At 70.2% G+C, this 26,774-nt stretch carries 24 protein-coding genes, 1 pseudogene and 1 riboswitch; of the genes and pseudogenes, 18 read left to right on the top strand and 7 right to left on the bottom strand.

The window, feature by feature from the left end; genetic code table 11:
- On the top strand, positions 1–938 hold a 938-nt coding region (locus B9S57_RS31395; protein ID WP_103760552.1), incomplete at its 5' end, for a glycoside hydrolase family 6 protein.
- Here B9S57_RS31395 and B9S57_RS31390 read toward each other — a convergent pair.
- Both B9S57_RS31390 and B9S57_RS31385 read right to left on the bottom strand, forming a co-directional pair.
- Positions 914–1,297 carry a hypothetical protein gene (locus B9S57_RS31390; RefSeq protein ID WP_258036716.1) on the bottom strand — a complete coding sequence of 128 codons (384 nt, stop codon included), beginning with the start codon at positions 1,295–1,297 and terminating at the stop codon, positions 914–916. The genes B9S57_RS31395 and B9S57_RS31390 overlap by 25 nt on opposite strands.
- Before the next feature lie 585 nt (positions 1,298–1,882).
- Positions 1,883–2,437, bottom strand: a complete 555-nt coding sequence (locus B9S57_RS31385; RefSeq protein WP_181011545.1) for a hypothetical protein — start codon at positions 2,435–2,437, stop codon at positions 1,883–1,885.
- A gap of 246 nt (positions 2,438–2,683) precedes the next feature.
- Here B9S57_RS31385 and B9S57_RS36045 point away from each other — a divergent pair.
- From B9S57_RS36045 to B9S57_RS31355, 6 genes and pseudogenes are all read left to right on the top strand, one after another.
- Positions 2,684–2,814 (top strand): annotated as a pseudogene (locus B9S57_RS36045) (hemolysin III family protein); the annotation flags it as partial.
- Positions 2,815–3,899: 1,085 nt separating this feature from the next.
- Entirely contained in the window at positions 3,900–4,238 is a 339-nt protein-coding gene (locus B9S57_RS31375; protein WP_103760551.1) for a MerR family transcriptional regulator, read from the top strand.
- Positions 4,239–4,906: 668 nt separating this feature from the next.
- On the top strand, positions 4,907–5,110 hold the full coding sequence (locus B9S57_RS31370; RefSeq protein WP_103760550.1) for a cold-shock protein: 204 nt from the start codon (positions 4,907–4,909) through the stop codon (positions 5,108–5,110).
- A 320-nt stretch (positions 5,111–5,430) separates the two neighbouring features.
- Positions 5,431–6,924, top strand: coding sequence for a DEAD/DEAH box helicase (locus B9S57_RS31365; RefSeq protein WP_103760549.1), 1,494 nt, complete (start codon positions 5,431–5,433; stop codon positions 6,922–6,924).
- A 46-nt stretch (positions 6,925–6,970) separates the two neighbouring features.
- Positions 6,971–7,375, top strand: coding sequence for a CBS domain-containing protein (locus B9S57_RS31360; RefSeq protein WP_103760554.1), 405 nt, complete (start codon positions 6,971–6,973; stop codon positions 7,373–7,375).
- Positions 7,376–7,431: 56 nt separating this feature from the next.
- Positions 7,432–7,743, top strand: a complete 312-nt coding sequence (locus B9S57_RS31355; RefSeq protein WP_103760548.1) for an SCO5918 family protein — start codon at positions 7,432–7,434, stop codon at positions 7,741–7,743.
- Positions 7,744–7,847: 104 nt separating this feature from the next.
- Here the strand turns inward: B9S57_RS31355 and B9S57_RS31350 are convergent, their stop codons facing one another.
- The 3 genes from B9S57_RS31350 to B9S57_RS31340 form a co-directional block, all read right to left on the bottom strand.
- Positions 7,848–8,207: a hypothetical protein gene (locus B9S57_RS31350; RefSeq protein WP_103760547.1), complete on the bottom strand. Its 360-nt coding sequence runs from the start codon at positions 8,205–8,207 to the stop codon at positions 7,848–7,850.
- Positions 8,208–8,520: 313 nt separating this feature from the next.
- The gene (locus tag B9S57_RS31345) at positions 8,521–9,909 is read right to left on the bottom strand and encodes a uracil-xanthine permease family protein (RefSeq protein ID WP_103760546.1); all 1,389 of its coding nucleotides are present in this window, start codon (positions 9,907–9,909) and stop codon (positions 8,521–8,523) included.
- Between the two features lie 208 nt (positions 9,910–10,117).
- Positions 10,118–11,347: an MFS transporter gene (locus B9S57_RS31340; protein ID WP_103760545.1), complete on the bottom strand. Its 1,230-nt coding sequence runs from the start codon at positions 11,345–11,347 to the stop codon at positions 10,118–10,120.
- Positions 11,348–11,488: 141 nt separating this feature from the next.
- Between B9S57_RS31340 and B9S57_RS31335 the strand changes: the two genes are divergently transcribed.
- On the top strand, positions 11,489–12,685 hold the full coding sequence (locus tag B9S57_RS31335; RefSeq protein WP_103760544.1) for an ROK family transcriptional regulator: 1,197 nt from the start codon (positions 11,489–11,491) through the stop codon (positions 12,683–12,685).
- Positions 12,686–13,172: 487 nt separating this feature from the next.
- On the opposite strand, the gene B9S57_RS31325 is transcribed toward B9S57_RS31335, so the two are convergent.
- On the bottom strand, positions 13,173–15,542 hold the full coding sequence (locus tag B9S57_RS31325) for a chitinase C-terminal domain-containing protein (protein ID WP_103760543.1): 2,370 nt from the start codon (positions 15,540–15,542) through the stop codon (positions 13,173–13,175).
- Between the two features lie 263 nt (positions 15,543–15,805).
- A riboswitch (FMN riboswitch) is annotated at positions 15,806–15,936 on the top strand.
- Between the two features lie 159 nt (positions 15,937–16,095).
- On the opposite strand from B9S57_RS31325, the gene ribD reads away from it, so the two are divergent.
- The 10 genes from ribD (at position 16,096) to B9S57_RS31275 (ending at position 24,620) form a co-directional block, all read left to right on the top strand.
- Positions 16,096–17,196, top strand: a complete 1,101-nt coding sequence (ribD, locus tag B9S57_RS31320; RefSeq protein WP_103760542.1) for a bifunctional diaminohydroxyphosphoribosylaminopyrimidine deaminase/5-amino-6-(5-phosphoribosylamino)uracil reductase RibD — start codon at positions 16,096–16,098, stop codon at positions 17,194–17,196.
- Positions 17,197–17,817: a riboflavin synthase gene (locus B9S57_RS31315; RefSeq protein ID WP_103760541.1), complete on the top strand. Its 621-nt coding sequence runs from the start codon at positions 17,197–17,199 to the stop codon at positions 17,815–17,817.
- Complete coding sequence (locus B9S57_RS31310; protein WP_103760540.1) at positions 17,814–18,458, top strand: nicotinamide mononucleotide transporter family protein; 645 nt, start codon at positions 17,814–17,816, stop codon at positions 18,456–18,458. Before B9S57_RS31315 ends, B9S57_RS31310 begins: the two co-directional genes overlap by 4 nt.
- Positions 18,455–19,741: a bifunctional 3,4-dihydroxy-2-butanone-4-phosphate synthase/GTP cyclohydrolase II gene (locus tag B9S57_RS31305; RefSeq protein WP_103760539.1), complete on the top strand. Its 1,287-nt coding sequence runs from the start codon at positions 18,455–18,457 to the stop codon at positions 19,739–19,741. The genes B9S57_RS31310 and B9S57_RS31305 overlap by 4 nt, the downstream gene beginning before the upstream one ends.
- Before the next feature lie 25 nt (positions 19,742–19,766).
- Positions 19,767–20,252, top strand: coding sequence for a 6,7-dimethyl-8-ribityllumazine synthase (ribH, locus tag B9S57_RS31300; protein WP_103760538.1), 486 nt, complete (start codon positions 19,767–19,769; stop codon positions 20,250–20,252).
- 35 nt (positions 20,253–20,287) lie between these two features.
- Positions 20,288–20,560: a phosphoribosyl-ATP diphosphatase gene (locus tag B9S57_RS31295; RefSeq protein WP_014157415.1), complete on the top strand. Its 273-nt coding sequence runs from the start codon at positions 20,288–20,290 to the stop codon at positions 20,558–20,560.
- A 55-nt stretch (positions 20,561–20,615) separates the two neighbouring features.
- Entirely contained in the window at positions 20,616–21,464 is an 849-nt protein-coding gene (gene hisG, locus B9S57_RS31290; protein ID WP_103760537.1) for an ATP phosphoribosyltransferase, read from the top strand.
- Positions 21,465–21,502: 38 nt separating this feature from the next.
- Positions 21,503–21,982 (top strand): PH domain-containing protein, encoded by a 480-nt coding sequence (locus B9S57_RS31285; RefSeq protein WP_103760536.1) that lies wholly within the window; start codon positions 21,503–21,505, stop codon positions 21,980–21,982.
- 188 nt (positions 21,983–22,170) lie between these two features.
- Entirely contained in the window at positions 22,171–23,538 is a 1,368-nt protein-coding gene (locus B9S57_RS31280; RefSeq protein ID WP_103760535.1) for a hemolysin family protein, read from the top strand.
- Positions 23,535–24,620, top strand: coding sequence for a hemolysin family protein (locus B9S57_RS31275; RefSeq protein ID WP_103760534.1), 1,086 nt, complete (start codon positions 23,535–23,537; stop codon positions 24,618–24,620). The genes B9S57_RS31280 and B9S57_RS31275 overlap by 4 nt, the downstream gene beginning before the upstream one ends.
- A 58-nt stretch (positions 24,621–24,678) precedes the next feature.
- Here B9S57_RS31275 and B9S57_RS31270 read toward each other — a convergent pair whose 3' ends face one another.
- Positions 24,679–26,586, bottom strand: a complete 1,908-nt coding sequence (locus tag B9S57_RS31270; RefSeq protein WP_258036715.1) for an AAA family ATPase — start codon at positions 26,584–26,586, stop codon at positions 24,679–24,681.
- Between the last annotated feature and the right edge of the window lie 188 nt (positions 26,587–26,774).

Raw genomic sequence — 26,774 nt, 5'->3', positions numbered from 1 at the left:
CGAGCCGGACCGCGCGCAGGAGCCCGGCCCCGGCCCCGGCCGCATCGCCCGAGCGGCCCGAGCCCCCGGCCGTCACGGCCGGGCTCTACCGCCATCCGCAGTCCCAGGTCCTGGACTGGGTCGGCGCCCACCGGGGCGACCCGCGTCGCCCGCTGATCGAGTCCAGGATCGCCGCGCAGCCCGCCGCGGTCTGGTTCCCCGCGTACAACCCCGGTGCCGTGACCGGCCAGGTCCGGAGGGTGACGGCCGCGGCGGCAGCCGCCGGCCGCACGCCCGTGCTCGTGCCGTACGCCATCCCCGACCGGGACTGCGGGGGTGCCTCCGAGGGCGGGGCACCCGGCCTGGACTCCTACGACGCGTGGATGGAGGACTTCGCCGCGGGTCTCGGCAGCGGGCCGGTCATCGTGGTCCTGGAACCGGACGCCATCGCCCTGTCCGACTGCCTCACGGCCGGAGAGCGGGCCGACCGCTTCGCGTCGCTGGCCCGCGCGGGCCGCACCCTGCACGCCGCGAACCCGCGGGCCAGGGTCTACTTCGACGGCGGGCACTCCGGCTGGCACAGCGCGGCGAAGCAGGCCGCCGCGCTCCGCGGGGCGGGGGCCGCGACGAGCGGCGACGGCATCTTCACCAATGTCTCCAACTTCCACAGCACCGCCGACGAGACCGCGTACGCCCGTCGGGTGCTCGCGGCCCTCGGCGGACCGCCCCGGCTGGGCGCCGTCATCGACACCAGCCGCAACGGCAACGGGGCGCCGGAGGCCGGGGAGTGGTGCGACCCGGCGGGCCGGGCGCTCGGCAGGACCCCGACGACGGACACCGGCCTGTCCGGGATCGACGCGTACCTCTGGGTGAAGCTGCCGGGGGAGTCGGACGGCTGCAAGGGATCGGCCGGTTCGTTCACCCCGGACTACGCCTACGAGCTGGCCACGGGCCGATAGCCGCGGGCCGTCACCGGACGCGGGGTCACTCCAGGGCTTCCGATCGCTCGGCCGCCATCGGTCGACGTCGCTACCGAGAACCTCGGCGAAGGCGGCGCGGAAGTGAAGTGGTCCTCGAACCGGTCCACCCACAGCGAGTAGGTGATGGCCTCGGTGTCCTGGTCCGCCTCCAGCCGTCGACGGTAGCCGTCCCACAGCACGTCGGCCGGTAGGGGACTCTTCGCATCCTCATTCGCGACCCTGATCTCGCACGTGACCCAGTACTCGTTGAGGAGGTCCAGCAGCCCGAAAGCCAACCGGACCTGGCCGGCTGCATCCAGGTCTTCGGCAAACACATCACCGGCCCAGGACCGCGCCACTTGATCGGTGGTGAGCAGGGCTTCCGGCGTTGACGGGGGCTCCCGCCTGGCGGCCGCGATTCACGGTCAGCGCCCGGAGATGACCAACGGGCGCGGCGAGCCAGGCGGGCTGTGCAGGCGCCTCGCTCGCCGTTCTCCGGCAGAGCATCGCCGACAGCGCGGCCGTGGTTGCCCTCGCGGGAGGGTCAGGCCCCCACCGGTGGACAGCCGGTGGACAAGCGTGTTTGACGCTGCCTCAGGGAAGCCTGCGCCTTCCGTGGGAAGGGGAAGGCTTCAGGTGCCTGCGGAGGGGCGGTTCGGCCGGAGGGCTTTCTGTGCTGGTCCGACATGGGGAAGAAGCCTCTGAGCAGTAGCTGCCTGTCGCTGTTCCACCAGCCTGCGGGTCGCCGTCGGCCGTCAGGTCCCTCGCTGTGTGCGGGAGTGCAGCGACCGTTTGCGGGCTGGGCCAAGTGCTTTAAGGGGAAGCGCCTCGTGGTGTGCCGCAGGGGTACGGCACCTCACTCACGACCCAGGTGTGCGAACCCGAGCCTGCGGCTGTCGTCTGCCGCGGACGCGCGTTGCCGAGCCCGGCGCGAGAGCCTGCTTTCAGACGTTCGACCAAGCGTCGAGGAAGGCTCTCCGCCCAACAGGATCGTCGGACCTGTGGTCGGCGTGCAGGACGTGCCAGGCGGTGAGTTCGAGATCGCGGAGCCATAGTTCGCCGATGACCTGTGTCTTGAGGTCGGGAAGGTGGTCGGACTCGATGAGGGCTTGGCCGACTACCTCTCCGGCTGCGAGGCGTTGGGGCGGGGTCATCTCGTCGACGGCCGAGAGAATCTGCCGGGCCAGGGTGGTCCCCTCGCCGGTCAGTGATTCGAGTACGCCGGCCTTGATAGTGGCGGGGAGCAGGTAGGCGGTTCCCGAAGACCTCCACAGGTCCGACCAGAAGCGTTCTCCTGCCTCGGTGGGGGCGGGGAGCGCGGACAGCAGTCCGAGGAGATGGCCGATTGCCGCGTAGCCACCGGAGTGGGCTGCTGCGACGACCGCGATGCCTGCGACGCGCTCCACGTCGAGCTGGCTGGATTCCGAAGCGGGTCCCAGCTGATGTTTCAACTGATCGGTCAGAGGAGTGGACAGGTGGGGACGAACATCAGGGAGCATGGGCGATCCTTGCGGGTGGGCGAGCGCAGATGTCGGTTCGGAAGCCTGATCGTTCCCCACGGCCGGTCGGTCTACTCGGCTCCGGCAGGCCGAACCGGCTTCGGGGTCGCGGGGGGCTCGTCTGGCGGCGTCGGTTCCGTATCGGCGACGATCCCTTTCTCCCGGACCTCTTGAAGGATTTCGCGTGGGCTTTTCTGGCATGGGCGCATGATTGCCGGTGACGCTCATGAGTCCGGTTGAAGGCCGGGCGCGGTCGTCTACGCAATCCAGCGACCCGACCCTCGCCTCGCTGGTTCGGCTGACACGAGGTCTTCCACGCGCTCACCGTGGCAGCGTTCACCGCGCACTACATCGCCATCCTCCTAGTCGCGTCCTGACCGGCCCCCGCCCTCGGCGGGGGCCCAGGCCCCAACCAACCGTGCTGCGTTCAGCGGCGTGTTCGGGCGACGTCGTACCGGGCGAGGAGGGGCTGACGGGCTTCCAGGTCGAGGGCCCGCACGCGAGGGGGCTGCGGGCTGTTGTCATGGATGGCCAACGAGCTGTTGTCCCAGCAGGTGACCAGGTCCAGGTGCCGCCGCCTGGCGCGGCGCCTCGGTGGCGAGCTCCACCTGGATGCGGACCCGACTGTGGAGCGTGTCCACCGGATCGGCGGCGCAGTCGGAGCGGCCGGCTGCTCGGGTTGCGCTCCCGGTCAGGGCCCGATGCGCTCGGTCCGGACGGCCTACACGTACACCGTCGGTGGCCCGGGTAGTGAGTCTCCCTGGCTAGCATCTGAAAATCTGTTCCGACTGAGGTAGACATTGACGTGCAGGGTGGTTATGGTTTCTCTCGTAGCCAAGAAGGACAGCAGAGTTTGGCAGAGATGAACTGCCAGGCAGCAGTACCCAGCAGTTGCAGTGTGCAGGTCGGTGCGGTGGCGGAGTTCCGAAGCCAGGGTTGTTGCAGGATGGCGACGGGGCTGGTGACCGGACCGGGTGGCCCGCGGTTTTCAGGGGCTGCCGTCAGCAGTGCCGCAGTAGGTGAGTGCAGTCCGCAGTACCAGTGGTTCCTCGGTAAATGGCGTCAGGCTGCGGCGCGCGTGCCGCGAGGTTCGGCAGTGGGGTTCCAAGCCAGAGCAGATGCAGGACGGGTGACGGGGCTGGCTGCCGGAGTGGCGCTGTGAGAGGCCACCAGGAGTACGGAAGTAGTTTGCCCAGAGGGAAAAGAACGGAGGGGTTGAGCGCCATCAGGATCGCCCGGGTGAACGTTATGAGCCCGGGTACCGCAGGACATCGATAGTGAGGTGGTCTCCGGTCAAGCAACCGCGATCCCCGCAACCCCCGGACCTCTTCCCGGCAGGTATGCGGAAACACAGAGCCGGCGTAGCCGATCAAGGCCGGCTGATGGTGTAGCAGTTCCTTCGGGGCCCGGGTGCCAATTGGCCCCCGGGCCCCTCCGACGCGTGTTCCACAGGAAGGTACAGATGACAGCAGGCGACTCGTTCGGCCGTCTCGATGACGACGACTACCCCGCCTACACCATGGGTCGGGCCGCTGAGATGCTCAACACCACACAGGGATTCCTTCGCGCCATCGGCGAAGCCCGTCTCATCACCCCCCTGCGCTCCGCGGGTGGCCACCGTCGCTACTCCCGCTACCAGCTCCGCATCGCCGCCCGCGCCCGCGAGCTCGTCGACGCCGGCACCCCGATCGAGGCCGCCTGCCGCATCGTCATCCTCGAGGACCAACTCGAAGAAGCCCAGCGCATCAACGCCGAACACCATCGGGACACCACGCCGCCCAGCGCACCATCCGCCGCCTGAAGCCCGTCGCGACCGGTGGAAGCCCGCCGGCCGCTGATCCCTGCCGGGGGCGCGCTCAAGGGCTGTCTGCCGCTGCGGTTGTCATGCTCGAAAGTGTGCTCTCGCCCTGGGCGTTGGCGCTCTGTCGTGCCGCTGCTTATTCGCGCAGGATGTCCATCGGCTGGTCGCGGCGGTGTCTGCGGGTTGACTTCAACACAGTCAAGGGCCCCGGCTGCAGCGCCAACGGCGCCCGGAGGCGCACTGCTCAGTTTGTGGTGGGCTGTGCCAGGTGCGACTTCCCTGGTCCTTCGTCCGGCGGGCGACGCGCTGACCTGCTTCGCATGGTCGGCATCCTCGCGCTGTAAGCGTAAGTGTCCTTTCTGCAACGCTGTGCTCAGGTCGGGCCAATATCTATGGCCACGGCGTGAGGGTTTAACGCGCCGCGCCGGGAGTGTTATTGCGGCGGTGCAGAGAGTGGCGTTATTCGCCGTACGCGGATCATTACGGCATGCTACTGTCGATCTCGGTTGCAGTTGTGGTTCCCAGAACTTCAGGCTTCTGCTCGGGTGTTTTCGACCAGTGGAAGCTTCATTGTGTTTCCGGGTTTCTCCGGTCGGGGCATCATCGCGGCGACGCGGGATCCGTACCTCACGGGTCTCGGCGTACCTGCCCCCTGAAGGAGATATGACATGGCGTCAGGCACTGTGAAGTGGTTCAACGCGGCCAAGGGTTTCGGCTTTATCGAGCAGGACGGTGGCGGCGCTGATGTGTTCGCCCACTTCTCGAACATCGCCGCCCAGGGCTTCCGCGAGCTCCTTGAAGGCCAGAAGGTCACCTTCGACATCGCACCGAGCCAGAAGGGCCTGACGGCCGAGAACATCGTTCCCGTCTGACGCTGACGCGCACTTCGTAGCTGGGTCTCGCATCCTTCGGGGTGCGGGACCCGGCTCCGGGCATCCTCCCGGATCGGTGCCACCTGCGGCAGAACCTCCGCCCGCAGAGCCGCCGCCCACTCCTGCGGAGTCCCACGTGCCAGTGGGCTGGATTCCTCGCCCCTGTGGCGTCACTCATTCCACGGCCTGCATCCCGATCCGGGATAAATCGCCGGCCTCATTTATTTGTTGCATTTCGCTCGGCCCGTTCTTGTGATTCCTTGCGCTGTTCTTCCGCTGCGGGAATTCCTTGATGCGTGCCGTATCAAGGAAGGTTCTGAATGAACCCCACACGTACGAACAACCGCTCTTCCCGCGCCCGTAGCCGTACCGCCGACTCCGGCCGGGGCGGTAGCCGTTTCACCTCGACCTCCCCGGCCCGTTCCGGCGGTTCGGGCCGCTCGGGTGGACATGGGCGGCGGCCCGCCGCGGTCCAGGGCGAGTTCGCCCTGCCGGTCACGGTCACGCCCGCGCTGCCCGCCGTCGAGACGTTCGCCGCCCTCGACATGCCGGGGCAGCTGCTCGCGGCGCTGACCGCGCAGGGGGTGAGCGTTCCGTTCCCGATCCAGGGTGCGACCCTGCCCAACACCCTCGCGGGCCGCGACGCCCTGGGACGTGGGCGCACCGGCTCCGGCAAGACCCTCGCTTTCGGCCTCGCTCTGCTGGCCCGCACCGCCGGTCAGCGTGCCGAGCCCCGACAGCCGCTGGCCCTGGTCCTGGTGCCGACGCGTGAGCTGGCCCAGCAGGTGACCGACGCCCTGGCCCCCTACGCCCGCTCGGTGAGGCTGCGCCTTGCCACCGTCGTCGGCGGGATGTCGATCGGGAGGCAGGCCAACGCGCTGCGCGGTGGCGCGGAGGTTGTCGTGGCGACGCCGGGCCGGCTCAAGGACCTCATCGACCGGGGTGACTGTCGGCTCGACCAGGTCGCGATCACCGTCCTCGATGAGGCCGATCAGATGGCTGACATGGGCTTCATGCCCCAGGTCACCGCGCTCCTGGACCAGGTACGCCCCGAGGGGCAGCGGATGCTGTTCTCCGCCACCCTGGACCGCAACGTCGACCGCTTGGTCCGCCGCTACCTCAGCGACCCGGTCGTCCACTCCGTCGACCCCTCCGCCGGCGCGGTCACGACGATGGAGCACCATGTGCTGCACGTCCACGGCACCGACAAGCACCGAGCGACGACTGAGATCGCTGCTCGCGAAGGCCGGGTCATCATGTTTCTGGACACCAAGCGGGCCGTGGACAAGCTCACCGAGCACCTGCTGGCCAGCGGGGTGAGGGCAGCGGCCCTGCACGGCGGGAAGGCGCAGTCGCAGCGCACCCGGACCCTGACCCAGTTCAAGACCGGGCACGTCACCGTGCTCGTGGCCACGAACGTCGCCGCACGCGGCATCCACGTCGACAACCTCGACCTCGTCGTCAACGTCGACCCGCCGACCGACCACAAGGACTACCTGCACCGCGGCGGCCGAACGGCGCGTGCCGGGGAGTCCGGCAGTGTCGTCACCCTGGTCACCCCCAACCAGCGCCGGGACATGACCCGCCTCATGGCCGCCGCCGGCATCGTGCCCCAGACCACCCAGGTCCGCTCCGGCGAGGAGGCACTCGGCCGCATCACCGGCGCACAGACCCCCTCCGGCATTCCCGTGACGATCACCGCGCCGGTGGCCGCGCGGCGTCAGCGCAGCGCGCCTTCACGAGGCCGTCGCAGCCCCGCCTCCGCGGCCCGGCGCGTGACCGCACATCAGTCCGCCTTCGACGCGGCGGCCTGAGAACTTCGTGATCCGGAAGCTGACTCACCTGTGCAGGAGGCACCTTTTGACGCTGGTCCAGATACAGCCCCGCTCGACCCAGGCCACAGCCGGAGGCGACACGGTGGCAGACGCCATGGACACCACCGGGCCGCAGGTCTGCGACGACATGACCGTCGAGGTGGCCCTGTCCGTCATGGCCAGTGCCCGTACCGGGCATCTGCTTGTCTGCGACGGCTCAGGCCGGTGTACCGGGCTGGTCACCCAGTCTCAGCTCGCAGCAGTTCGTGACGGCTCCGCGTACTCGGACAGGGTCCGGCTGCGGGACATTCTCGGGGACCGAGGGCCGTTCACCTCGCCCGTGACCACCATGGTCGAAGCCGGGCACATGATGCGCTACACCGACGTCGATGCCCTGCCTGTGGTCGACGAACACGGCAGTGCCCTGGGCGTCCTCGCCCTCGCCCGCTGAGCCGTCCCATCCGCAGCAGAACCACTCCCTCTTCGTTCCTCTCCCTGTGAGGCATCATGCGCTGTGTCATCGCCCGCTTCCCGTTCGACCTCACCAGGAGCGGCGTCCTGGAATCGATGAAGGGCATCAAGCCCGAGCACGCTCCCGGCGAGTCCGTGATCATCGGCCGACGCACCTACCCCGTCAAACAGGTCGGACAGGTCATCACGCGCCAGGATCGCCGCGACTTCAGCGCCGGAGAGGTCCTGCGGGCCATGACCCAGCTCGGCTTCACCTGCCGCGACCTGGCCCCGGTCCCCGCACCCACCCGCGTTCTCGACCCGGTGCACCACGCATCCGCGATGCTCGGCGCCCCTGTGGCCGCCTGACGGACGGGCAGGCGCGAGCTGTCGGCAAGCATGGGTGAGGGTCCGGCCGGAGCACTCCGGCCGGACCCTCACCGCGTATCGAGGTGCACCGGCCTGGCAGCGGGTCAGTGGTCGGAGTAGCTGAAGTCGCCCATCGTCCAGGCGCTGACGTCCTCGATCGCGACCCGGTACATCCCGCCCGTCTCCGGGATCCCCACCGTGCCCTGCAGAATCCGCGCCACGTGGAAGTGCAGATGGGTGGGCGGCCCTTCCTCGGGTGCAGCGGTCGTGAACATGGCGGAAAAGTCGCCCAGGCGGGCCGAGTCCGCAAGGACATCCGACACCCGCTGCCTCCAGACGGCTTCGGGTGCCAGCCGGCCCGTGATGACAGCTCCTCCGGCGACCACGGTCAGAGACATCTGATTACTGCGCCCGGACTCCACCAGGGCGGCAACGTCAACAAGCAGCGCGTCAGGCTTCGACATGGGGCCGATTATATGCGTCGAACATCGGCAGGCTTTCCCGCGCTGCCGCTTCGGGCAGGACAGCGCTGAGGCGCTGAACCGCCTGTGAGCGGCACCGCAGCCGACACGTCTCCTGCCCGCGGACGCCTGCTCCGAGAGGGAGACGAGTCGCCCTACCTCCGTGTCGAGTGGATCCCTGCGCTCGGCGCATGTTCCGTTACGGGGATGAGTTCGGCCGGGTGCCTTCAGCACGGCGGGAAGGTCGAGGAGATCACACCGGCCGTCGACATGCCCTTCGGCAGGGCGATTTCCTGCGGCCCGCCGGCGGCTGCGATCAAGATCCGCCCGGTCGGCCGTGGTCGAACCCCGGGTTGTCCGATTCGGTGAGCGGCGGCTCATTCTTCATGTGCGCAGGCGCCAGAGCCCGAAGGGCGTGGTAGCCGATGACGACGATCAGTGTCCCCAGCGCGATGCCGCTGAGCTCGAAGTTGTCGGTGAGCGTCAGGCTGACGTTGCCGATTCCCACGATGAGTCCTGCGGCTACGGGCACGAGGTGGAGCGGGTTGGACAGGTCGACGCGGGAGCGGACCCAGATCTGGGCGCCCAGCAGGCCGATCATGCCGTAGAGGATGACGGTGATTCCGCCGAGGACTCCGCCGGGGATGGCGGCCACGACGGCGCCGAACTTGGGGCAGAGTCCGAACAGGATCGCGAAGCCGGCGGCGCACCAGTAGGCGGCGGTCGAGTAGACGCGGGTGGCGGCCATGACGCCGATGTTCTCGGCGTACGTCGTCGTGGCGGGGCCACCGACGGACGTCGCCATCACGGTGGCGGCACCGTCGGCCATGATCGCTGTGCCGAGTTTGTCGTCCAGGGGGTCGCCCGTCATCTCGCCCACGGCCTTGACGTGTCCGGCGTTCTCGGCGATGAGCGCGATGACGACGGGCAGAGCCACGAGAACCGCGGAGAGGGAGAAGCTCGGGGCGTGGAAGGTGGGAAAACCGATCCAGTCGGCCTTGGCCACCCCGGAGAGGTCAAGACGCCAGTGGTCGACCGCTTCGGTGCCTCCGGCGGGGGAGTGGATCTTGCCGAAGACGCGGTCGAAGACCCAGGAGATCAGGTAGCCGAAGGCCAGGCCGAGGAAGATCGCGATACGGGACCAGAAGCCACGCAGGACCACGAGAGCGAAGCCGGTGAAGAGCATGGTGAGCAACGCGGTCCACTGATCCTGGGGCCAGTAGGTGCCGGCGGTGACGGGAGCCAGGTTGAACCCGATGAGCATGACCACCGCGCCGGTGACCACCGGCGGCAGGACGGCGTGGATGACACGGGCACCCAGGGCGCGAACGATCGCCCCGCACAGGAAGAGGACCGCTCCGACGACCAGCAGTGCCCCGGTGAGGGTTGCCGCGTCGCCGCCCTGCGTCTTGATGACCGCGGCCACGCCGATGAACGACAGGCTGCTGCCGAGATAGCTGGGGATACGGCCACGGGTGATCAGCAGGAACAGGATGGTGGCCGCACCGGATGCCATGACGGCGAGGTTGGCGTCCAGCCCCATCAAGATCGGGGCGACGAAGCAGGCCCCGATCATCGAGACCACGTGCTGCGCGCCGAGGCCGGCGGTGCGGCCCCAGGTGAGCCGCTCATCCGGTCGTACGACCTCGCCCAGTGCGAGGCTCTTGCCGTCGCCGTGCAAGGTCCAGCGCACGCCGAGGCCCATGGTCGCTCCCTGATTGGTGTGTGCGGTGCGCCCTGGGGTCCGCCCGCGGAAAAAGATCAGAGCCATGCTAGTGCCGTGGGCCGGGTGCCTCGCGCTCGGCCCCGCCGCAAGCGGAATCTCATGTTCCGAAGCCTCGATTCCGCCCCTGTCCCGTCGGCCCCGCGCCGCCCCGGGCCTGCGCCCGGCCGGCGTCGCGGCTCCGCTGCCGTCAGCCGCCCGCCGGGCTCCGGGCCGGTGCCGGCTGCGGTGCGCCGCTCTCCGTGACCTTGCGGTCACCCGCCTTCAGGACGCCGGCCCCCAGCACCAGCCCGAAGGTCAGCGCCGTCACCACGCCGAACGACGCGAGCAGGGAGGTCGCTTCCGCAAGCGAGCCGATCGCGGAGGGTGCGATGAGCCCGGAGGTGTAGGTGATGGTGGCGACCCCCGCGATGGCCCGGCTCGGGTTCGTGCCGGTGCGTGCGGCCGCCGCGAAGGCCAGCGGTACGACGACCGCCACGCCGAGGCCGAGCAGCCCGAAACCGCACAGCGCGAGGGCCGGGCCGGACGCCAGGACCACCAGCAGCCCGCCGGCCGTGGCCAGGGCGCCTCCGACGCGCACGGTCCGCACCGCGCCGAAGCGGTCGACGACCTTGTCACCGGCGATCCGGGCGACAGCCATCATGAGGGCGAAGGCCGTGGTCGACGCTGCCGCGAGCCCCGCCGAACTGCCCATGATGTCCCGGAGATAGACCGCGGACCAGTCCATGCTGGCCCCCTCGGCGAACACCGCACAGAAGCCCACCGCGCCGATGACCAGCGCGGACTTCGGCGGCAGGGTGAAGCGCGGCGGCGGCTCCTCGTCCGGCTCGCTGTGCAGGTCCAGGACGCCCTGGCAGGCGGCCAGACCGAGCACCGTCAGCACGAGTGCGGCCACGGTGTGGTGCAGCCGGGCATCTGCCCCGGCGTGCGCCGCGACCGTGCCCGCCGCCGAGCCGAGCAGGGCGCCCACGCTCCACATGCCGTGCAGCCCCGACATGATCGACCGGTCGAGGCGGTTCTCCACCTCCACGCCGAGGGCGTTCATCGCCACGTCCGACATCCCCGCCGATGCCCCGTACGCGAACAGGGCGAGGCAGAGCGTGAGCAGGTTCGGGGCCAGGGCGGGCAGGATCAGTGCCAGGGTCCAGAGCGCCAGCAGTCCCCGCAGGGCCGTACGCGTCCCGAACCGGTGGCTGACCCGGCCGGCCAGCGGCATGGCCAATGAGGCGCCGATGGCGGGGAAGGCGAGAGCGAGGCCGAGCTGGCCCGCGCTCACCGAGGCGTGGTCCTGGATCCAGGGGACCCGGGTCGCGAAGCTGCCGGTCACCGCCCCGTGCACGGCGAAGACCGCGGCGACGGCGTATCTGGCCCGCCTGACCTGCTCCGTGTCGAAGACCGGGACCGCTGAGTCCTTTGTCATGCGCCGTGCCCTCCCCTGGGAATCCTGGCCCGCCGTGTCTCCGGCGGGCATCGCGCGGTGCGGGGCGTAAACTATCAGGAAGCCTGCCTGATAAATAACCCCCATGGCAGCGGACCGTCAGAGATCTGGAAGGATCCCGGCATGCCCGCATCCCCGAGCACCGCCCGGGCCCTCAACGACCGGCTCGCCCTGCGACTGCTCCAGCGGGACGGCCCGCTGACGGCCACTCAGCTGAAGACCCTGACCGGTCTGTCCCGTCCCACGGTCGCCGACCTGGTGGACCGCCTCCAGGGCGCCGGACTGATCCAGGTCGTCGGGGAGAGCGGCGCGGACCGCCGCGGACCCAATGCCCGGCTGTACGGGATCGTCGCCGACCGCGCGCACCTGGCCGCCCTCGACGTGCGGACGGACAGCGTCGCCGTGGTCGTCGCGGACCTGCTCGGCGTCACGCTCGCCGAGGCCACCCTGCCGATCGGCAGCGACACCGGGACACGGCCCGCCGTCGAGCGGGCCGTGGCGATGCTGGAGCGCACCGCCCGTACCGCCGGGACGGCGCCCCTCCACAGCGTCGGTGTCGGCGCCCCGGGCCTGATCGACCCGGTCACCGGCGAGCTCAGGAACACCGCCGGACTTCCCGCCTGGCACAGAGGGCTGGTCACGGAGCTCCAGCAGCGCCTGTCGGCGACCGTCCTCGTGGAGAACGAGACCAACCTGGCCGCCGTCGCCGAACACCGCATCGGGGCCGCCCAGGACCGGGACACCTTCGTCCTGCTCTGGCTCGGCCACGGCATCGGAGCCGCCGTCATGCTCGACGGGAAGCTGCGGCGCGGCGCGTCGGGCGGCGCCGGGGAGATCGGGTTCCTGCCGGTGCCCGGCACCTCCGGGGTCCCCTCGTCGGTCAACTGCGAGGGAGGATTCCACTCCCTGGTCGGCTCGGCCGCCGTCTGTGAGCTGGCCGCGCGGCACGGCATCCGGGCCTGGGGCTCGCCGGAGGAGACGACGCAGGAGCAGGACCCCGCCGCCGCGTTCGCCGTACGGGCCGCGCTGCGCGCCGGCACGGGCGGTGAGGCCTTCCTGGAGGCGCTCGCCGGCCTCCTCGCCCTCGGAGCCGCCTCCGTCGTCTCCGTGCTCGACCCCGGCTGCCTCGTCCTCGCCGGTGAGGTCGGCCGCGCCGGCGGTGACGTCCTCGCCGCGCGGGTGGAGGAGCGACTGGCCCGGATGTCTCCTCTCCGTACGGAGGTCAGGGCCGGGACGCTCGGTGGCGGGGCGGTCCTGCGCGGCGCGCTGTTCGCGGCACGGGAGTCCGCCCAGGAGGCACTTTTCGCCCCGGGAGGGTGAAGACGACCCGCGGTGCCGACGACAGCGGCCCACGCAGCTGTGCCTGGGATGTCATCGCCATTCCAAACGCAGTGGGGGTACTGCCCCGGTCGACGAACGAAGATCCAGTATTCGTCGTCTTCCTCGGTGACCGCGCACAGGTAGCTTCCGTCGCCTGACAGGCTCAGGAGTTCTGGCGACCCGGTCAACTCTGCGATACGGGAGGGCAGAGGAATTCTTGCGGCGTCGCTCACCCGAACCCATCCGACAGAGGCACCCCCGCCTCCGGGCGGCAGAATGAGGAACTCTCTGACTCCTGGAGTGATCAGTCGGCCGGAAGTCTCGGTCTGCCATCGGCGGTCAACCTCATCGAGGGCGGCCGGCCCTGTCATTTCAACGCTGCTGGTTGGCTCCCCTCGTACGGAAGAGCGTCCGCCGACACGACGCCGGCCCCGCGGTGACCGGCGTCCTGCCGGTCACCGCGGGGCGGTGGGGTGCGGGAGCGGTATCAGCAGGCCCCGAGGTCCTGCCAGACGCCCCACTCACCGGTGGTGCCGGGGGTCTCGCCCTTGGTCCACCACCGGGCCTTCCAGGTGTGCGAGCCGTGGCTCACCGTCGCCCCGCCCCCGTACTCGGCCGTGGCGCTCCATGCCGTCGCGGAGCAGCTGCCGCCCGGACCCGAGGTCGAGGTCGGACTCGGCGTCGGGGAGGGAGTCGCGGAGGAGGTGGGCGTCGGGGTCGGTGTGGGCGTGCTACCCGCCCCCGGCTGGACCACGGTGGTGCCCCGGGCCAGGTCACCGGCGAGGGCGTATGTGGACCCGCCGAAGGTCACCGTCCAGTTGGACGGGGTCGACGTCGGGAGGTAGTAGACGAAGTCCAGCTGTACGGAGGCTCCCGGGGCCAGCGTCTGCCAGGACGGCAGCTTCAGCGAGACCCGGTTGTAGTCGCCCTTCAGCCCGCCGACGTTGTTCGCCGCGGTGTGGTCGCTGCGTACGATCTTCGTCCCGAATCCGGACTGGTCCTTGGCGTTGGCCGGGGCGGAGGTCGCGTAGTCGAACTGGAACTCCGTGCCGCCCGGCAGGGTGGCCGTCGTGTTGTTGGTGATCTTCAGCTTCGGGCTGATCGGGTAGTTCGAGTCCCCGAGCGGGAACTGGTCGAACGACACGTCGATGTCGAGCGCTTCTGACGGCAGGTCGATGGTGGACCGCTTCGCGCCGTAGGGGGCGGCCGACTTGAAGGCGTCGTACATGGCCGAGGTCAGAGTGGAGCCCGGCTCGTACTGCCCCTTGGCCGCGTTCCAGGCGTAGTCGCCGGCGAGCTCCCAGATCATCGTGCCGCCGATGCCCCTGTCGACGACGTAGTCGGCCTTGGTGGTCACCGACTGCTCGTCCTCGGTGGACAGGAACACCTTCTTCTGGGCGTTCCACAGCCAGGGCGCGACGAGTGTCGAGTCGTAGTTGCGGACGTAGGTGCCGGTCAGCTGCGTGGACGCGGGCAGGCCGTACTGGGTGACGTAGTCACCGACGACCCCCTTCTCCAGGTTCTTCGCGTGCCACATCGGGTTGGAACCCGCCGGGGACTCCCTGCCGTTCGTGTCCAGGTCGTGCCAGAGGTTGTCGATGCCGACCGCGCCGTCACCGCACTTGGTCAGGCCCGCGCCCGCCGGGCAGTCCGTGGTGGCGGCCTTGCCCCACAGTCCGTTCGTGCCGCCCTGCACGTTCTTGAAGCCGCGGGTGTAGTAGGGCAGTCCGATGTTGATCCGGCCGGCCGGCATGGAGCCCCGGAAGTAGTGGTAGGCCCAGTCCGTGTTGAGGTAGCCGACGCCGCCGTACTGGGAGGTCGAGTAGACACCGGCCTGCGCCAGTTCGGCGTCCTTGCCGTCGTCGAAGAGCGAGGCGTTGGGCCCGACGTACTCGTTCCAGGCGCCGTGCAGGTCGTAGGACATGATGTTCACGTAGTCCAGGTACTTCTGGACCTGGAAGGTCTCCATCCCGCGCAGCAGATAGCCGGAGGAGGGGGCCGCGACCGTCAGCAGGTAGTGCGTGCCGTCGGCGGCGGAGGCGCGGTCGAGCTTCTCGCGCAGCGTCTTCATCAGGGCGCCGTAGCTTTTGACGAGGCCGGCGCGGCGGGCGTTGGCCAGGGTGTGGTCCAGCGGGTTGCCCGCGTCCTTCATCGTCGTCGGGTACTCGTAGTCGATGTCGACCCCGTTGAACCCGTACTTCTTGATGAAGGCGACCGTGGAGTCGGCGAAGGTGTTGATGCCGCTCTGGTTCACCGAGCCGTCGGCGTTGGTGGCCATCGAGTAGAAGCCGCCCGAGTCCACCCGGTCGCCGTTGTCGTCGAAGTAGCCGCCGGTCTCGGCCCAGCCGCCCACGGAGACCAGGGTCTTCACGTCCGGGTGCTGCTTCTTGAACTTGTTGAGCAGGTTGAAGTGACCCTTGTACGGAAGGGCGGGGTCCATCTCGGCTCCCGCGACGCCCGGCCAGGTCATCCCGGTGGAGGCGTTGTCGGGGCCATCGGTGCCTACGGAGATCTTGTTGGCTCCGTCGACGTGAGCGAAGGCGTAGTTCAGGTGGGTGACCTTGTCCCACGGAATGTCCGAGGCGAGGTAGGCGGGCTTGCCGTCCTTGCCGGTACGCCAGTTCGTGAAGTACCCGATGACACGCCGCTGGTGGTCGGCGCCCATCTTCTCGCGGCCTTCGCTGTCGTAGACCGAGCAGTACGGCACGTCGACGCCGGGGGTCTCGTAGAGCCCGTCGGGCCGACAGGACTCCTGGTCGGCGGCGGCCGAGGGGGACGCGGTGAGAGAGCCCAGCAGCAGTGCGGCGGCGGCGCCGGCTGCCATCAGGGTGGCTCTCGCGCGGGTGGGGGACAGCATGTGTTGTTCCTCCTGGGGAGGTCGGCAGAACACAACTGGCAAATGGGGATGGGTTGCGCGGTGTCCGGGTGTGCGCACACCCGGACGACGTTCCTCGGAGGTGACGCAGAGATTAAGAGGACTAGACCAATGAGTCAATAGGTATGGACCAGCCGGGAGGGGGGAGTGTTCCGCGAAGGGCCCCCAGTGGCTTGTGAGCTGTTCCACAGAGGGCACCCGTATGGACCATGGCCGAACGTGGCAGAATGACCCTGTACCAGCAGCAGCGCACTCCGGGGTCGGTGTAATTCCGAACCGGCGGTTATAGTCCGCGACCCGTCCGCATCCAGCGGCCGGTTGACCAGGTGAGATTCCTGGACCGACGGTGAAAGTCCGGATGGGAGGCAGTGCGCGGCGGGCCGTCACAGGTACGCCGCCGTAGGCGGATGCGTTCCGGGATGCCCCGGGACGGTCACATCCGTTCCTCGGTCTCCGGCGTCCCCTGTCGCGTTCCGTTTCTTCTGTCGTCCTCGACAGGCCCCGGAGTCCGTGCCCGAAGAGGCAGGAGGATCCGGTGGCCACCGCAGCCGAAAACAACGCCATGCGGCGGGCGATCACGCTCGCGGCCCGCGGACTCGGCGCCACCAGCCCCAATCCCGTCGTCGGCTGCGTCATTCTCGACGCCGCAGGGGAACAGGCGGGTGAGGGCTTCCACCAGCGTGCCGGAGGACCGCACGCCGAGATCCACGCCCTGCGCGAGGCCGGCGAGCGCGCCCGGGGCGGCACCGCCTTCGTCACCCTCGAACCCTGCAACCACACCGGACGCACCGGTCCCTGCGCCCAGGCACTCACCGAGGCCGGCGTCAGCCGGGTCGTCTACGCGGTGGGCGACCCGAACCCGCAGGCCACGGGCGGTGCGGACACGCTGCGTGCCGCCGGGATCCAGGTGGAGCAGGGCCTCCTCGCCGACGAGGCGGAGACCGGCAACACCGCCTGGCTCACCTCGGTCCGCCTCGGCCGCCCGTACGTCCTGTGGAAGTACGCGGCCACCCTCGACGGCCGGATCGCCGCCGCCGACGCCACCAGCCGCTGGATCACCTCACCCGAGGCCCGCGCCGACGTCCACCGGCTCCGTGCCGAGGCCGACGCCGTCGTGGTCGGCTCGGGCACCGCCCGCGCCGACGACCCCCAGCTGGGCGTACGCGGCATCGAGGGCGCCTCCCAGCCGCTCAGGGTGGTCGTCGACACGGGCGCCACCGCTGTCCGGCCCGGGGCCCGGGTCCTCGACGACACCGCTCCCACCCTGATCGCGGTCGCCGACGACGCCGAGGCCGGCCACCTCCCCGAGGAGGTCGTGCTGCGTCTGCCGCGCGCCGCCGCCGGCCCCGGCCTCGACATCCATGCCCTGCTGGCCGCCCTCCACGGGCGCGGCGTCCGCTCCGTACTCCTCGAGGGCGGTCCGGTCCTGGCCGGCGCCTTCGTCGCCGCGGGAGCAGTCGACACCGTCGTCGGCTATCTCGCCCCGGTTCTCCTCGGCGCGGGCCCGGCGGCCCTCGCCGACGCCGGAATCTCCACCATCTCCCGGGCGTTGCGCCTCGACGTGACCGAGACCGTCCGTCTCGGCCCCGATCTGCGCATCACCGCCGTCCCCGTTCCTGCTCGGAAGGGAAACTGAGTGTTCACCGGAATCGTCGAAGAACTGGGTGAGGTCACGGCCGTCGAGAAGCTCGAGGACGCCTCCCGTTTCCGACTGCGGGGCCCCGTGGTGACCGAGGGCGCCAAACACGGCGACTCCATCGCCGTCAACGGCGTCTGCCTCACCGTCGTGGACCTCGGGGAGAACGAGTTCACCGCCGACGTCATGGCCGAGACGCTGGACCGCTCCAGCCTCGGCGCGCTGGCGGCCGGCTCCCGGGTCAACCTGGAGCGCCCCATGGCGCTCGGCGGCCGCCTCGGCGGCCATATCGTCCAGGGGCACGTGGACGGCACCGGCCACATCGTCGAGCGCAAGGTCTCCGAGAACTGGGAGCTCGTCACGATCTCCCTGCCCGCAGGTCTGACCCGCTACGTCGTGGAGAAGGGCTCGATCACCGTCGACGGGGTGAGCCTGACCGTCGTCGACGCGGGGCCCGACTTCTTCACGATCAGCCTCATCCCCACCACACTCGCGCTGACCACGCTCGGCCTCAAGGTCCCCGGCGACCCGGTCAACCTCGAGGTGGACGTCCTCGCCAAGTACGTCGAACGGCTGCTCGCCCACGGCACCGCCCCCGCGCCCGGGGAGCCGGTCGCATGAGCGCCCTGGACTGGCTGAACTCGGAGGCGTTCACCGCCTTCGACCAGCACATCATCTGGTCGGACATGATCGGCAACACGATCGGCCTGATCGCCCTGGCCCTCGGCTGGCTCCGCTCGGTGTGGACCTGGCCCGCCCAGCTCCTGTCCGGCGTCGTCCTGGTCGCCGCGAACGTCTCCGTGCAGCAGGCGGGCAGCGTCGGCAAGCAGCTGATCGTCATCGCCGTGGCCGTCTGGGGCTGGCAGCAGTGGACCCGCGGCAGGCAGCAGGCGCAGGACGGCACCCTCGCCGTGCGCTTCGCCACCTGGCGCGAGCGTGGGTACCTGGTGGGCGGCGCCGCGCTCGGCACGCTCGCCGTCGGCGGGCTGTTCACGGCCTTCCCGTCGCTCTCCTGGAGCCCGTGGGCCGACGCCTACATCTTCGCCGGCACCCTCGTGGCGATGATCGCCCAGGCGCGCGGCATGGTCGAGTTCTGGTTCGCCTGGCTGCTCGTCGACCTCGTCGGCGTACCGCTCAACTTCCACAGCGGCCTCGCCTTCTCCGGTCTCATCTACGTCGTCTACGGCGCCCTCGTCCTGTGGGGCATGCGCGACTGGTGGCTGCGTACGCGGACACCAGCTCTGGAAGGAGCCACGGCATGACTGCCCAGCCCACCTGGTTGCACGACCGCACCCGCGAGGACCTCTCGCTCGACCCCGTCGAGCAGGCGATCCGCGACATCGCCGCCGGCCGGCCCGTCGTCGTCGTCGACGACGAGGACCGGGAGAACGAGGGCGACCTCGTCATCGCCGCCGAGAAGGCGACCCCCGAGATCGTCGCCTTCATGATGAGCGAGTGCCGCGGCCTGATCTGCGCGCCCATGGAGAACGACGAGCTGGAGCGCCTCGAACTCCCGCAGATGGTCACCCACAACACCGAGTCGATGAAGACCGCCTTCACCGTCTCCGTGGACGCCTCCGCGGAGCACGGCGTGACCACCGGGATCTCCGCGGCCGACCGCGCCACCACGCTCCGGATGCTGGCGGGCGGCAAGGCAGGCCCCGGTGACTTCGTGCGGCCCGGCCACGTCTTCCCGCTGCGCGCCCGCACCGGCGGTGTCCTCGTCCGCAACGGTCACACCGAGGCCGCCGTGGACCTGGCCCGGCTCGCCGGACTGCGCCCCGCGGGCGCCATCGTCGAGATCGCCGGCGAGGACGGGGTGATGCTGCGGCTGCCCGAACTCGTTCCCTTCGCGCGCAAGCACGGCCTCACGATCATCTCCATCGAGGACCTGATCGCCTACCGCCGCAGCTCCGAGCCCACGGTCCGCCGCGAGGCCGAGGTCCGGCTGCCCACCACCTTCGGCCCGTTCACCGCGTACGGCTACCGCTCCACCGTCGACGGCGTCGAGCACGTGGCACTCGTCCACGGTGACATCGGCGACGGCCAGGACGTCCTCGTCCGGGTCCACTCCGAATGCCTGACCGGCGACATCTTCCAGTCGCAGCGCTGCGACTGCGGTCCACAGCTGCACACCTCGATGGAGCGCGTCACGGCCGAGGGCCGCGGGGTCGTCGTCTATCTGCGCGGCCACGAGGGCCGCGGCATCGGGCTGCTCTCCAAGCTGCGCGCGTACGAACTGCAGGAGCGTGGCTCCGACACCCTCGACGCCAACCTCGAACTCGGCCTCCCTGCCGACGCCAGGGACTACGCGGCGGGCGCCCAGATCCTGCGGGACCTCGGGGTGCGCACCCTGCGGCTGATGACCAACAACCCGGACAAGACCGCCGCGCTCGTACGCCACGGACTCGAGGTCACCGGGCGCGAGCCCATGCCCGTCCAGGCCGGCGAGCACAACCTCCGGTACCTGCGCACCAAGCGCGACCGGATGGGCCACGACCTGCCCTGGCTCGACGCCACCGCGTCCGCCTGCGGCAACCAGTAAGCACCGACGAACACACAGGAGAGACATGAGCGGCAAGGGTGCACCCGAACTGTCCGTACGTAACTGCGGAGACCTGCGGGTGGCGGTCATCGCGGCCCAGTGGCACGAGCAGGTCATGGACGGGCTCGTCGACGGGGCCCTGCGCGCCCTGCACGACCTGGGCATCGACGAGCCGACGCTGCTGCGGGTCCCCGGCAGCTTCGAGCTCCCGGTGGTGGCCAAGGTGCTCGCGGGCCGCGGCTATGACGCGATCGTCGCCCTCGGGGTGATCATCCGCGGCGGCACCCCGCACTTCGAATACGTGTCCCAGGGCGTGACCAACGGCCTCACCCAGGTCACGGTCGACACCGGGGTTCCCGTCGGCTTCGGCGTGCTCACCTGTGACAACGAGGAACAGGCCCTGGACCGGGCCGGACTCGAGGGGTCCAACGAGGACAAGGGCCACGAAGCGGTCACCGCGGCGGTGGCCACCGCGGCCACACTGCGCACCGTCAGCGAACCCTGGCGCTGAGCAGCGGTCCGGGACCCCGTATTCTAAGGACCATCATGGCGAACAAAACCTTCGAAGAGCTCTTCGCCGAGCTCCAGCTCAAGGCCGCCGACGGCGACCCCTCCACCTCCCGCACCGCCGAGCTGGTGGGCAAGGGCGTGCATGCCATCGGCAAGAAGGTCGTCGAGGAGGCCGCCGAGGTCTGGATGGCCGCCGAATACGAGGGCAAGGAAGCCGCTGCCGAGGAGATCTCGCAGCTGCTCTACCACGTCCAGGTGATGATGGTCGCCCGCGGGATCTCCCTCGACGACGTCTACGCCCACCTCTGAGCACGACCCGCACGTACGTTCCCGGAACCCCTCCGCACAAAGGAAACCTGACCTCATGCTGCGCATCGCCGTCCCCAACAAGGGTGCAATCTCCGGGCCTGCGATGGCGATGCTCCATGAGGCGGGTTACCGGCAGCGCAAGGAGTCGAAGGAGCTCGTCCTCGTCGACCCCACCAACGAGGTGGAGTTCTTCTACCTGAGGCCGCGCGACATCGCGATCTACGTCAGCTCCGGCCGCCTGGACATCGGGATCACCGGCCGCGACCTGCTGCTGGACTCCGGTGCCGACGCCGAGGAGATCCTCCAGCTCGGCTTCGCCCGGTCGACCTTCCGCTACGCCACCAAGCCGGGCACGGCCGCCGGCCCCCAGGACTTCGACGGCATGACGATCGCCACGTCCTACGAGGGCATCGTCGCCGCGCACCTGGCCGATGCCGGGGTGAAGGCCTCCGTCGTCCACCTCGACGGTGCGGTCGAGACCGCCATCGAGCTCGGTGTCGCCCAGGTCATCGCGGACGTCGTCGAGACCGGCACCAGCATGCGCAACGCGGGGCTCGAGATCATCGGCGAGCCGATCATGACGTCGGAAGCCGTTGTGATCCGCCGCAGGGGGGCCGTCGACGACGACCCCAAGGTGCAGCAGTTCCTGCGCCGGCTGCAGGGCGTCCTGGTCGCCCGCAGCTACGTGATGATGGACTACGACTGCCGCGTCGAGCACCTGGAGCGCGCCGTAGCCCTCACCCCGGGCCTGGAGTCGCCGACGATCTCCCCGCTGCACCACGAGGGCTGGGTCGCCGTCCGCTCCATGGTCGCCTCCAAGGAGGCCCAGCGGATCATGGACGACCTGTACGAGCTGGGTGCGCGCGCCATCCTCACCACGGCCATCCACGCCTGCCGCCTCTGACGGCCGGCACCAGCACCTCTAAGGACCACAGCGCCGCCATGCCCGCCCCCTCGCCCAGGCCGAACGAACTCCCCGCCCTTCCGGCCACCTTCAGGCCCACCCTCACCCGGGTGGTCCTGCTGACCGTGGGGGCGGCGACCTTCGTCGTCATCACGGCGGTCGCGATGATCCTGGAGAACCTCGGCGCGGGGGAGCGGGCCAGCTTCGTCTTCGTCGCCCTGCTCTTCCTCGGCGTCCTCGTCCTGCTCAGCAGGCCCCGTGTCACCGCCGACGAGACCGGGGTCACGGTCGTCAACATCACCCGTTCGCGCCGGCTGGCCTGGGCCGAGATCCTCCGCGTCAATCTCCGTGCCGGCGACCCCTGGGTCTTCCTCGACCTCAGCGACGGCACCAGCATGCCCGCGCTCGGCATCCAGCCCGGAATGGCCAAGAAACAGGCCATTCGTGACGCCCGCGCACTCCGTGCCCTCACCGAACTCCACGGCAGCGGAGTGAAGGACGCCACGGAGAACGGCTGAGCCCCCTGCCCCGTTCGGCCGGATCCCGATTATTCTGGATCCGGCGGCGCACCGGGTGCGCCCCGCCCCGCACCAGAAGGCCCCCCAGGCCCGCGGGGCACATTCCTGCGACCCAAGGAGTGACTCCCTCCAGCAATGGACGGATCGTCCGGTAGTACCTGCGCCGCCCTCTCTCCGGAGGCGGCGGCATGACCACCCCCCTGTTGCTGCTCCTCGCGGCATTCCTTCTCATCCTCGCCAACGGGTTCTTCGTGGCAGCCGAATTCGGGCTCGTCACGGTGGAACGGCCGGACGCCGAACGCGCCGCCGCCGAAGGCGACCGCAGGGCCCGCACCGTCGTCGCCGCCCTGCGCGAACTCTCCTTCCAGCTCTCCGGCACCCAGCTCGGCATCACCATCACCTCGCTGGTCGTCGGCATGCTCGCCGAACCGGCGCTCGCCCAGCTCCTCACCGGACCGCTCACCGCCACCGGACTGCCCTCAGGGGCCGTGCCCGGGGTGAGCGTCGTGGCCGGCATGCTGTTCGCCGCCGCCGTGCAGATGGTGATCGGCGAGCTCGTGCCGAAGAACTGGGCGGTCTCACGGCCGCTCCAGGTCGCCCGGTTCGTCGCCGGGCCCCAGCACCGCTTCTCCACCCTCCTGCGGCCGGTGATCACCGCCCTGAACACCGTCGCCAACCGGCTGGTCCGGCTGCTGGGCGTCGAGCCGACCGACGAACTCGCCTCCGCGAGGACCCCGGGCGAGCTGGTCTCCCTGGCCCGCCACTCCGCCGAGGCGGGAACCCTGGAGCAGGACACCGCCGATCTCTTCGTGCGGACCCTGTCCCTGGCCGGCCTCACCGCGCAGCACGTCATGACCCCGCGGGTGAAGGTCAGCGCGCTGCAGACGTCGGCGACGGCCGCCGACGTCCTCAACCTCACCCGTGCCACCGGCCTGTCGCGCTTTCCCGTCTACCGGGACCGCATCGACGAGGTCGTCGGCATGGTCCACCTCAAGAACGCCCTGGCCGTCGCCTCCGAGGACCGGATGCGCACCCCGGTGAGCCGCATCGCCGTGCCCCCGCTCCTGGTGCCGGAGACCCTGCCCGTCGAACAACTGCTCCAGCGGCTGCGCAGCGAGCAGCCGATAGCCGTCGTGGTCGACGAGTACGGCGGCACCGCGGGTGTCGTGACCCTCGAGGACATCATCGAGGAGCTCGTCGGAGAGGTCAGGGACGAGCACGACGCGGAGGGCGCGGACCGCCCCGAGCTGACGCCCGTCGTCGCCGACGACGGACGGGCCGGCTGGGACGTGGAGGGCAGCACCCGGGTGCTCACCCTGCACCGCATAGGCCTCGACGTGCCCGAGGGCCCCTACGAGACCGTGGCGGGGCTGGTCGCCGATCTGCTCGGGCGCATCCCCGCACCGGGTGACCGGGCCGAGCTGCCCGGCTGGCGGATCTCCGTCCGCCAGGTCGGCCACTACCGTGCCGAACAGGTCCGCTTCGTCCGTCTCACGGACCTTCCTGGCCCTCCGGCGGAACGCCTCACCCAGGATCTGATGGAGGCCGTGCGATGAGCCTCGTACAGCTGGTGTTCGCCGCTCTCCTCGTGCTGGCGAACGGCTTCTTCGTCGGCGCCGAGTTCGCGCTCGTCTCCGTACGGCGCAGTCAGGTCGAACCCCTCGCGGCGGGCGGGTCGAGCCGGGCCAGGCAGGTCCTGTACGGCCTGGAGAACCTGCCGCAGATGATGGCCGCCGCACAGTTCGGCATCACCATCTGCTCCCTCACCCTCGGCGCCGTCGCCGAGCCGACCGTCGCCCACCTCCTGGAGCCGGTCTTCCACGCGGCGCACCTGCCCGAGGGGCTCGTCCACCCGCTCGGCTTCGCGGTGGCCCTCGTCTCCGTGGTCTTCCTCCACCTCGTCATCGGCGAGATGGTCCCGAAGAACCTGGCGATGGCGGCCCCCGAGAGGACCGCGATGTGGCTCAGCCCCGGCCTGGTCGGCTTCGCCAAGCTCTGCCGGCCGGTCACCTCGGCCCTGGGGGCATGCGCCCGGCTCGTGCTGCGGCTCTTCAACGTCGAGCCGAAGGACGAGGTCGAGGCCGTCTTCACGAGTGAGCAGCTCAACCGGCTGGTGGAGGACGCGGGCCTCGCCGGCCTGCTGGAACCCGAGGCGCAGGAACGCCTCGGGGACGCCCTCGAACTGGGCAGCAGGCCTGTCACCGACGTCCTGCTGGACCGGGCGTCCCTGGTGACGGTGGATCCCTCCGTCACCCCGCGCAGGGTCGAGGAGCTGACCGTACGGACCGGCTTCTCGCGCTTTCCCGTCTGCGCGGAGGGCGGCGGCCCCTTCATGGGGTATCTGCACGTCAAGGACGTCCTGGAGCTGGAGGACGGCGAGCGGGCCGTTCCGCAGCAGATCTGGCGCCCTATGGCGACCGTACGGGCGGAACTCCCGCTGGACGACGCCCTGACGGTCATGCGGCGTGCGGCGACGCACCTCGCCCAGGTCGCCGACGCGTCGGGCAGGGTGCTCGGCCTGGTCGCCATGGAGGACGTCCTGGAGACGCTCGTGGGCGAGGTCAGGGACCCGGCCCACCGCGTGTCGGTGCCCCGCCGTACGGTCGAGGCGCCGAAGGCCATGGCTCCGCTTGGCTGATCCCTCCTGCCGGGCGGCCCTGCGGGGCGGCCCGGCAGGAGCGCGCCGGAGACCCTCCCTACAGGGTCCCGGGCTCCTGCTTCCCGCGGTTCACGGGCCCCCGCCCGGACAGCACCTCGCCGTAGGCCTGCATCAGGTCCGGCAGACGCAGGGTGGCCAGATCGTCCCGGGTCGGCACGGCGGCGTAACCGGAGAGCCGAAGATCACGGTAGGCGCAGCTCTTCTCGTACAGGGTGCGCAGGAAGCGGCCGTTGCCCAGCTCGTCGATCCAGCCCTGGTCGATCACGTGCCCGCTGATGCTGCGCAGCTCGTCGAGGGACTCCTGGTCCCACACGTCACCGTTCTCGGCGGCCAGCACCTCGCCGATCGCCGTGAGTTCGAGCGGACGGTAGCTCGGGAAGTCGACCCGCGTGGTGAAGCGCGAGGACAGCCCCGGGTTGGTGGAGAGCAGCCGGTCCATGCCCTCCGGGTACCCGGCGAGGATGACGACCAGGTGGTCCCGGTTGTCCTCGGCCCGTTTGAGGAGCACCTGCAGGGCCTCGTCGCCGTACGCGTCGCCCTTGCTGTAACCGGAGTTGGAGAGGCTGTACGCCTCGTCGACGAACAGCACACCGCCCAGAGCCGAGTCGATCAGCTCGTTGGCCTTCACCGCGGTCTGCCCGAGGAACTCGCCGACCAGGTCGGACCGTTGGGCCTCGACGAGATGGTCACCGCCGAGGAGCCCGAGTGCGTAGAACACCCTGCCCAGGATCCGGGCGACCGTGGTCTTGCCCGTCCCGGACGGGCCGGAGAAGACGAAGTGGCGCTTGGGCGGCTGCACCGGAAGCCCCTGCTCCGCACGCAGACGTGCCATGTTGAGCTGGGCGGACAGGGCCTTGACCTGGCGCTTCACGGGTTCCAGCCCGACCATGCGCTCGAGCTCCGCCAGGGCCTCCGCGAGCATCACCGGATCGCTCGGCCCCGCGGGGAAGACGGCGGCCTTCGGGGCCCCCGGTTTCGCCCGCGCCCCGTCCGCGCCGGGGCCGGACGCCGGCAGCGTGGCCCCGGGAAGGCCCCCCGGGTCGGCGCCGGGCCAGGGATCCCGGCCGTCCGCCAGATCGGTACCGAGCGCCATGTCCCCGTCCGTCTGGGCCTCCGCGCCCGCGCCGTCCGAACCGACACCGGCCAGGGAGACCGAGGCGAGATCGGCGGCCTCGTCGTAGCCGTCCCCCTCGGAGATCGCCGCGAGCCGGGCCGAGGTGTCCATGAAGGCCGGGTCGACCCGGTGCACCGCCCGGTACAGGGGCAGGGCCGCCGCACTGCGCCCGGTGCCCTCATGGGCCCGCGCCAGCCAGTATCGCAGCTCCTTGCGCTGCGGCTGCTCGCTGCGGCACCGCATCAGTGCGGCGGACAGGAGGGGCTCCGCCTGCCCGTACATCTCCAGACGCACCCGAGCCATGCCACCGAAGAGCCCCGCCTCGATGCCGAGCAGCGGATCGTCGACCAGTTGTTCCGTGGTGCGCACGAGCTGGTCCCAGTCCTTCACCAGGTAGGAGCGGCAGGCGTGCAGGAACCGCACCTGGTGATCGGTGTCGACCGGCGGCAGACCGGCCAACGCCCGGTCCAGCTCCGGCACATGACGGCCGTCGAGCCAGTGCGAGGCGTGGGCGAGGAGCAGGTCGCGTGGGCTCTCCAGCACCGGCTGCACCCACCACCCCAGCCAGTACCAGGAGTTGAGCGTGCGGCGATGGCGGGCACGCTGCTCGCCGAAGCGGTCGCGATGGCGGTACATGCGTAACAGGGCCGTGGCGGTGTCGATCCGCAGCGCGTGCAGGCCCAGCCAGCCGTCGGCCATGCCGGGGTCGAAACGCACCGCGGTTCTGAACTCCTCCTCGGCCTGCGGGTACGCGCCCATGGTGTATGCGTCCACCCCGCGCAGCCAGGCAAGGTCGGCCGGGGCCTGCGTGCCCGGCGTGCCGATGTCCATCAGGTCCCCCACAAACCGTGCCCCCAGAATGTCCCGCCCGCACAGCATGCCCAGCTCGGCACGCCTAATCACCGCGCCGGGGACGGGAATTGACCACACCCGGGACGCATCGTACCTGCACAGGGAGTGAGCGGTTAAGTACGTAACCGGCGCTTCGCCGGTGGTCACCGAGGGTGAGTGAGGCGCTC

Source organism: Streptomyces sp. SM10, from assembly GCF_002910915.1.
Classification (GTDB): domain Bacteria; phylum Actinomycetota; class Actinomycetes; order Streptomycetales; family Streptomycetaceae; genus Streptomyces.
The sequence above is the reverse complement of the archived record's forward strand: the minus strand, read 5'-3'. Positions and strand labels throughout refer to the sequence as shown.

Excerpts from the sequence above, each read along its gene's own strand:
- B9S57_RS31335 (WP_103760544.1), top strand. The coding sequence starts at position 11,489 with ATGCCCGCATCCCCGAGCACCGCCCGGGCCCTCAACGACCGGCTCGCC.
- hisG (WP_103760537.1), top strand. The coding sequence starts at position 20,616 with ATGCTGCGCATCGCCGTCCCCAACAAGGGTGCAATCTCCGGGCCTGCG.
- B9S57_RS31280 (WP_103760535.1), top strand. The coding sequence starts at position 22,171 with ATGACCACCCCCCTGTTGCTGCTCCTCGCGGCATTCCTTCTCATCCTC.
- B9S57_RS31295 (WP_014157415.1), top strand. The coding sequence starts at position 20,288 with ATGGCGAACAAAACCTTCGAAGAGCTCTTCGCCGAGCTCCAGCTCAAG.
- B9S57_RS31385 (WP_181011545.1), bottom strand. The coding sequence starts at position 2,437 with ATGCTCCCTGATGTTCGTCCCCACCTGTCCACTCCTCTGACCGATCAG.
- B9S57_RS31345 (WP_103760546.1), bottom strand. The coding sequence starts at position 9,909 with ATGGGCCTCGGCGTGCGCTGGACCTTGCACGGCGACGGCAAGAGCCTC.
- B9S57_RS31365 (WP_103760549.1), top strand. The coding sequence starts at position 5,431 with ATGAACCCCACACGTACGAACAACCGCTCTTCCCGCGCCCGTAGCCGT.
- B9S57_RS31355 (WP_103760548.1), top strand. The coding sequence starts at position 7,432 with ATGCGCTGTGTCATCGCCCGCTTCCCGTTCGACCTCACCAGGAGCGGC.
- B9S57_RS31305 (WP_103760539.1), top strand. The coding sequence starts at position 18,455 with ATGACTGCCCAGCCCACCTGGTTGCACGACCGCACCCGCGAGGACCTC.
- B9S57_RS31375 (WP_103760551.1), top strand. The coding sequence starts at position 3,900 with ATGACAGCAGGCGACTCGTTCGGCCGTCTCGATGACGACGACTACCCC.
- ribH (WP_103760538.1), top strand. The coding sequence starts at position 19,767 with ATGAGCGGCAAGGGTGCACCCGAACTGTCCGTACGTAACTGCGGAGAC.
- B9S57_RS31350 (WP_103760547.1), bottom strand. The coding sequence starts at position 8,207 with ATGTCGAAGCCTGACGCGCTGCTTGTTGACGTTGCCGCCCTGGTGGAG.
- B9S57_RS31340 (WP_103760545.1), bottom strand. The coding sequence starts at position 11,347 with ATGACAAAGGACTCAGCGGTCCCGGTCTTCGACACGGAGCAGGTCAGG.
- B9S57_RS31270 (WP_258036715.1), bottom strand. The coding sequence starts at position 26,586 with ATGGACATCGGCACGCCGGGCACGCAGGCCCCGGCCGACCTTGCCTGG.
- B9S57_RS31325 (WP_103760543.1), bottom strand. The coding sequence starts at position 15,542 with ATGCTGTCCCCCACCCGCGCGAGAGCCACCCTGATGGCAGCCGGCGCC.
- B9S57_RS31285 (WP_103760536.1), top strand. The coding sequence starts at position 21,503 with ATGCCCGCCCCCTCGCCCAGGCCGAACGAACTCCCCGCCCTTCCGGCC.
- B9S57_RS31275 (WP_103760534.1), top strand. The coding sequence starts at position 23,535 with ATGAGCCTCGTACAGCTGGTGTTCGCCGCTCTCCTCGTGCTGGCGAAC.
- B9S57_RS31310 (WP_103760540.1), top strand. The coding sequence starts at position 17,814 with ATGAGCGCCCTGGACTGGCTGAACTCGGAGGCGTTCACCGCCTTCGAC.
- B9S57_RS31370 (WP_103760550.1), top strand. The coding sequence starts at position 4,907 with ATGGCGTCAGGCACTGTGAAGTGGTTCAACGCGGCCAAGGGTTTCGGC.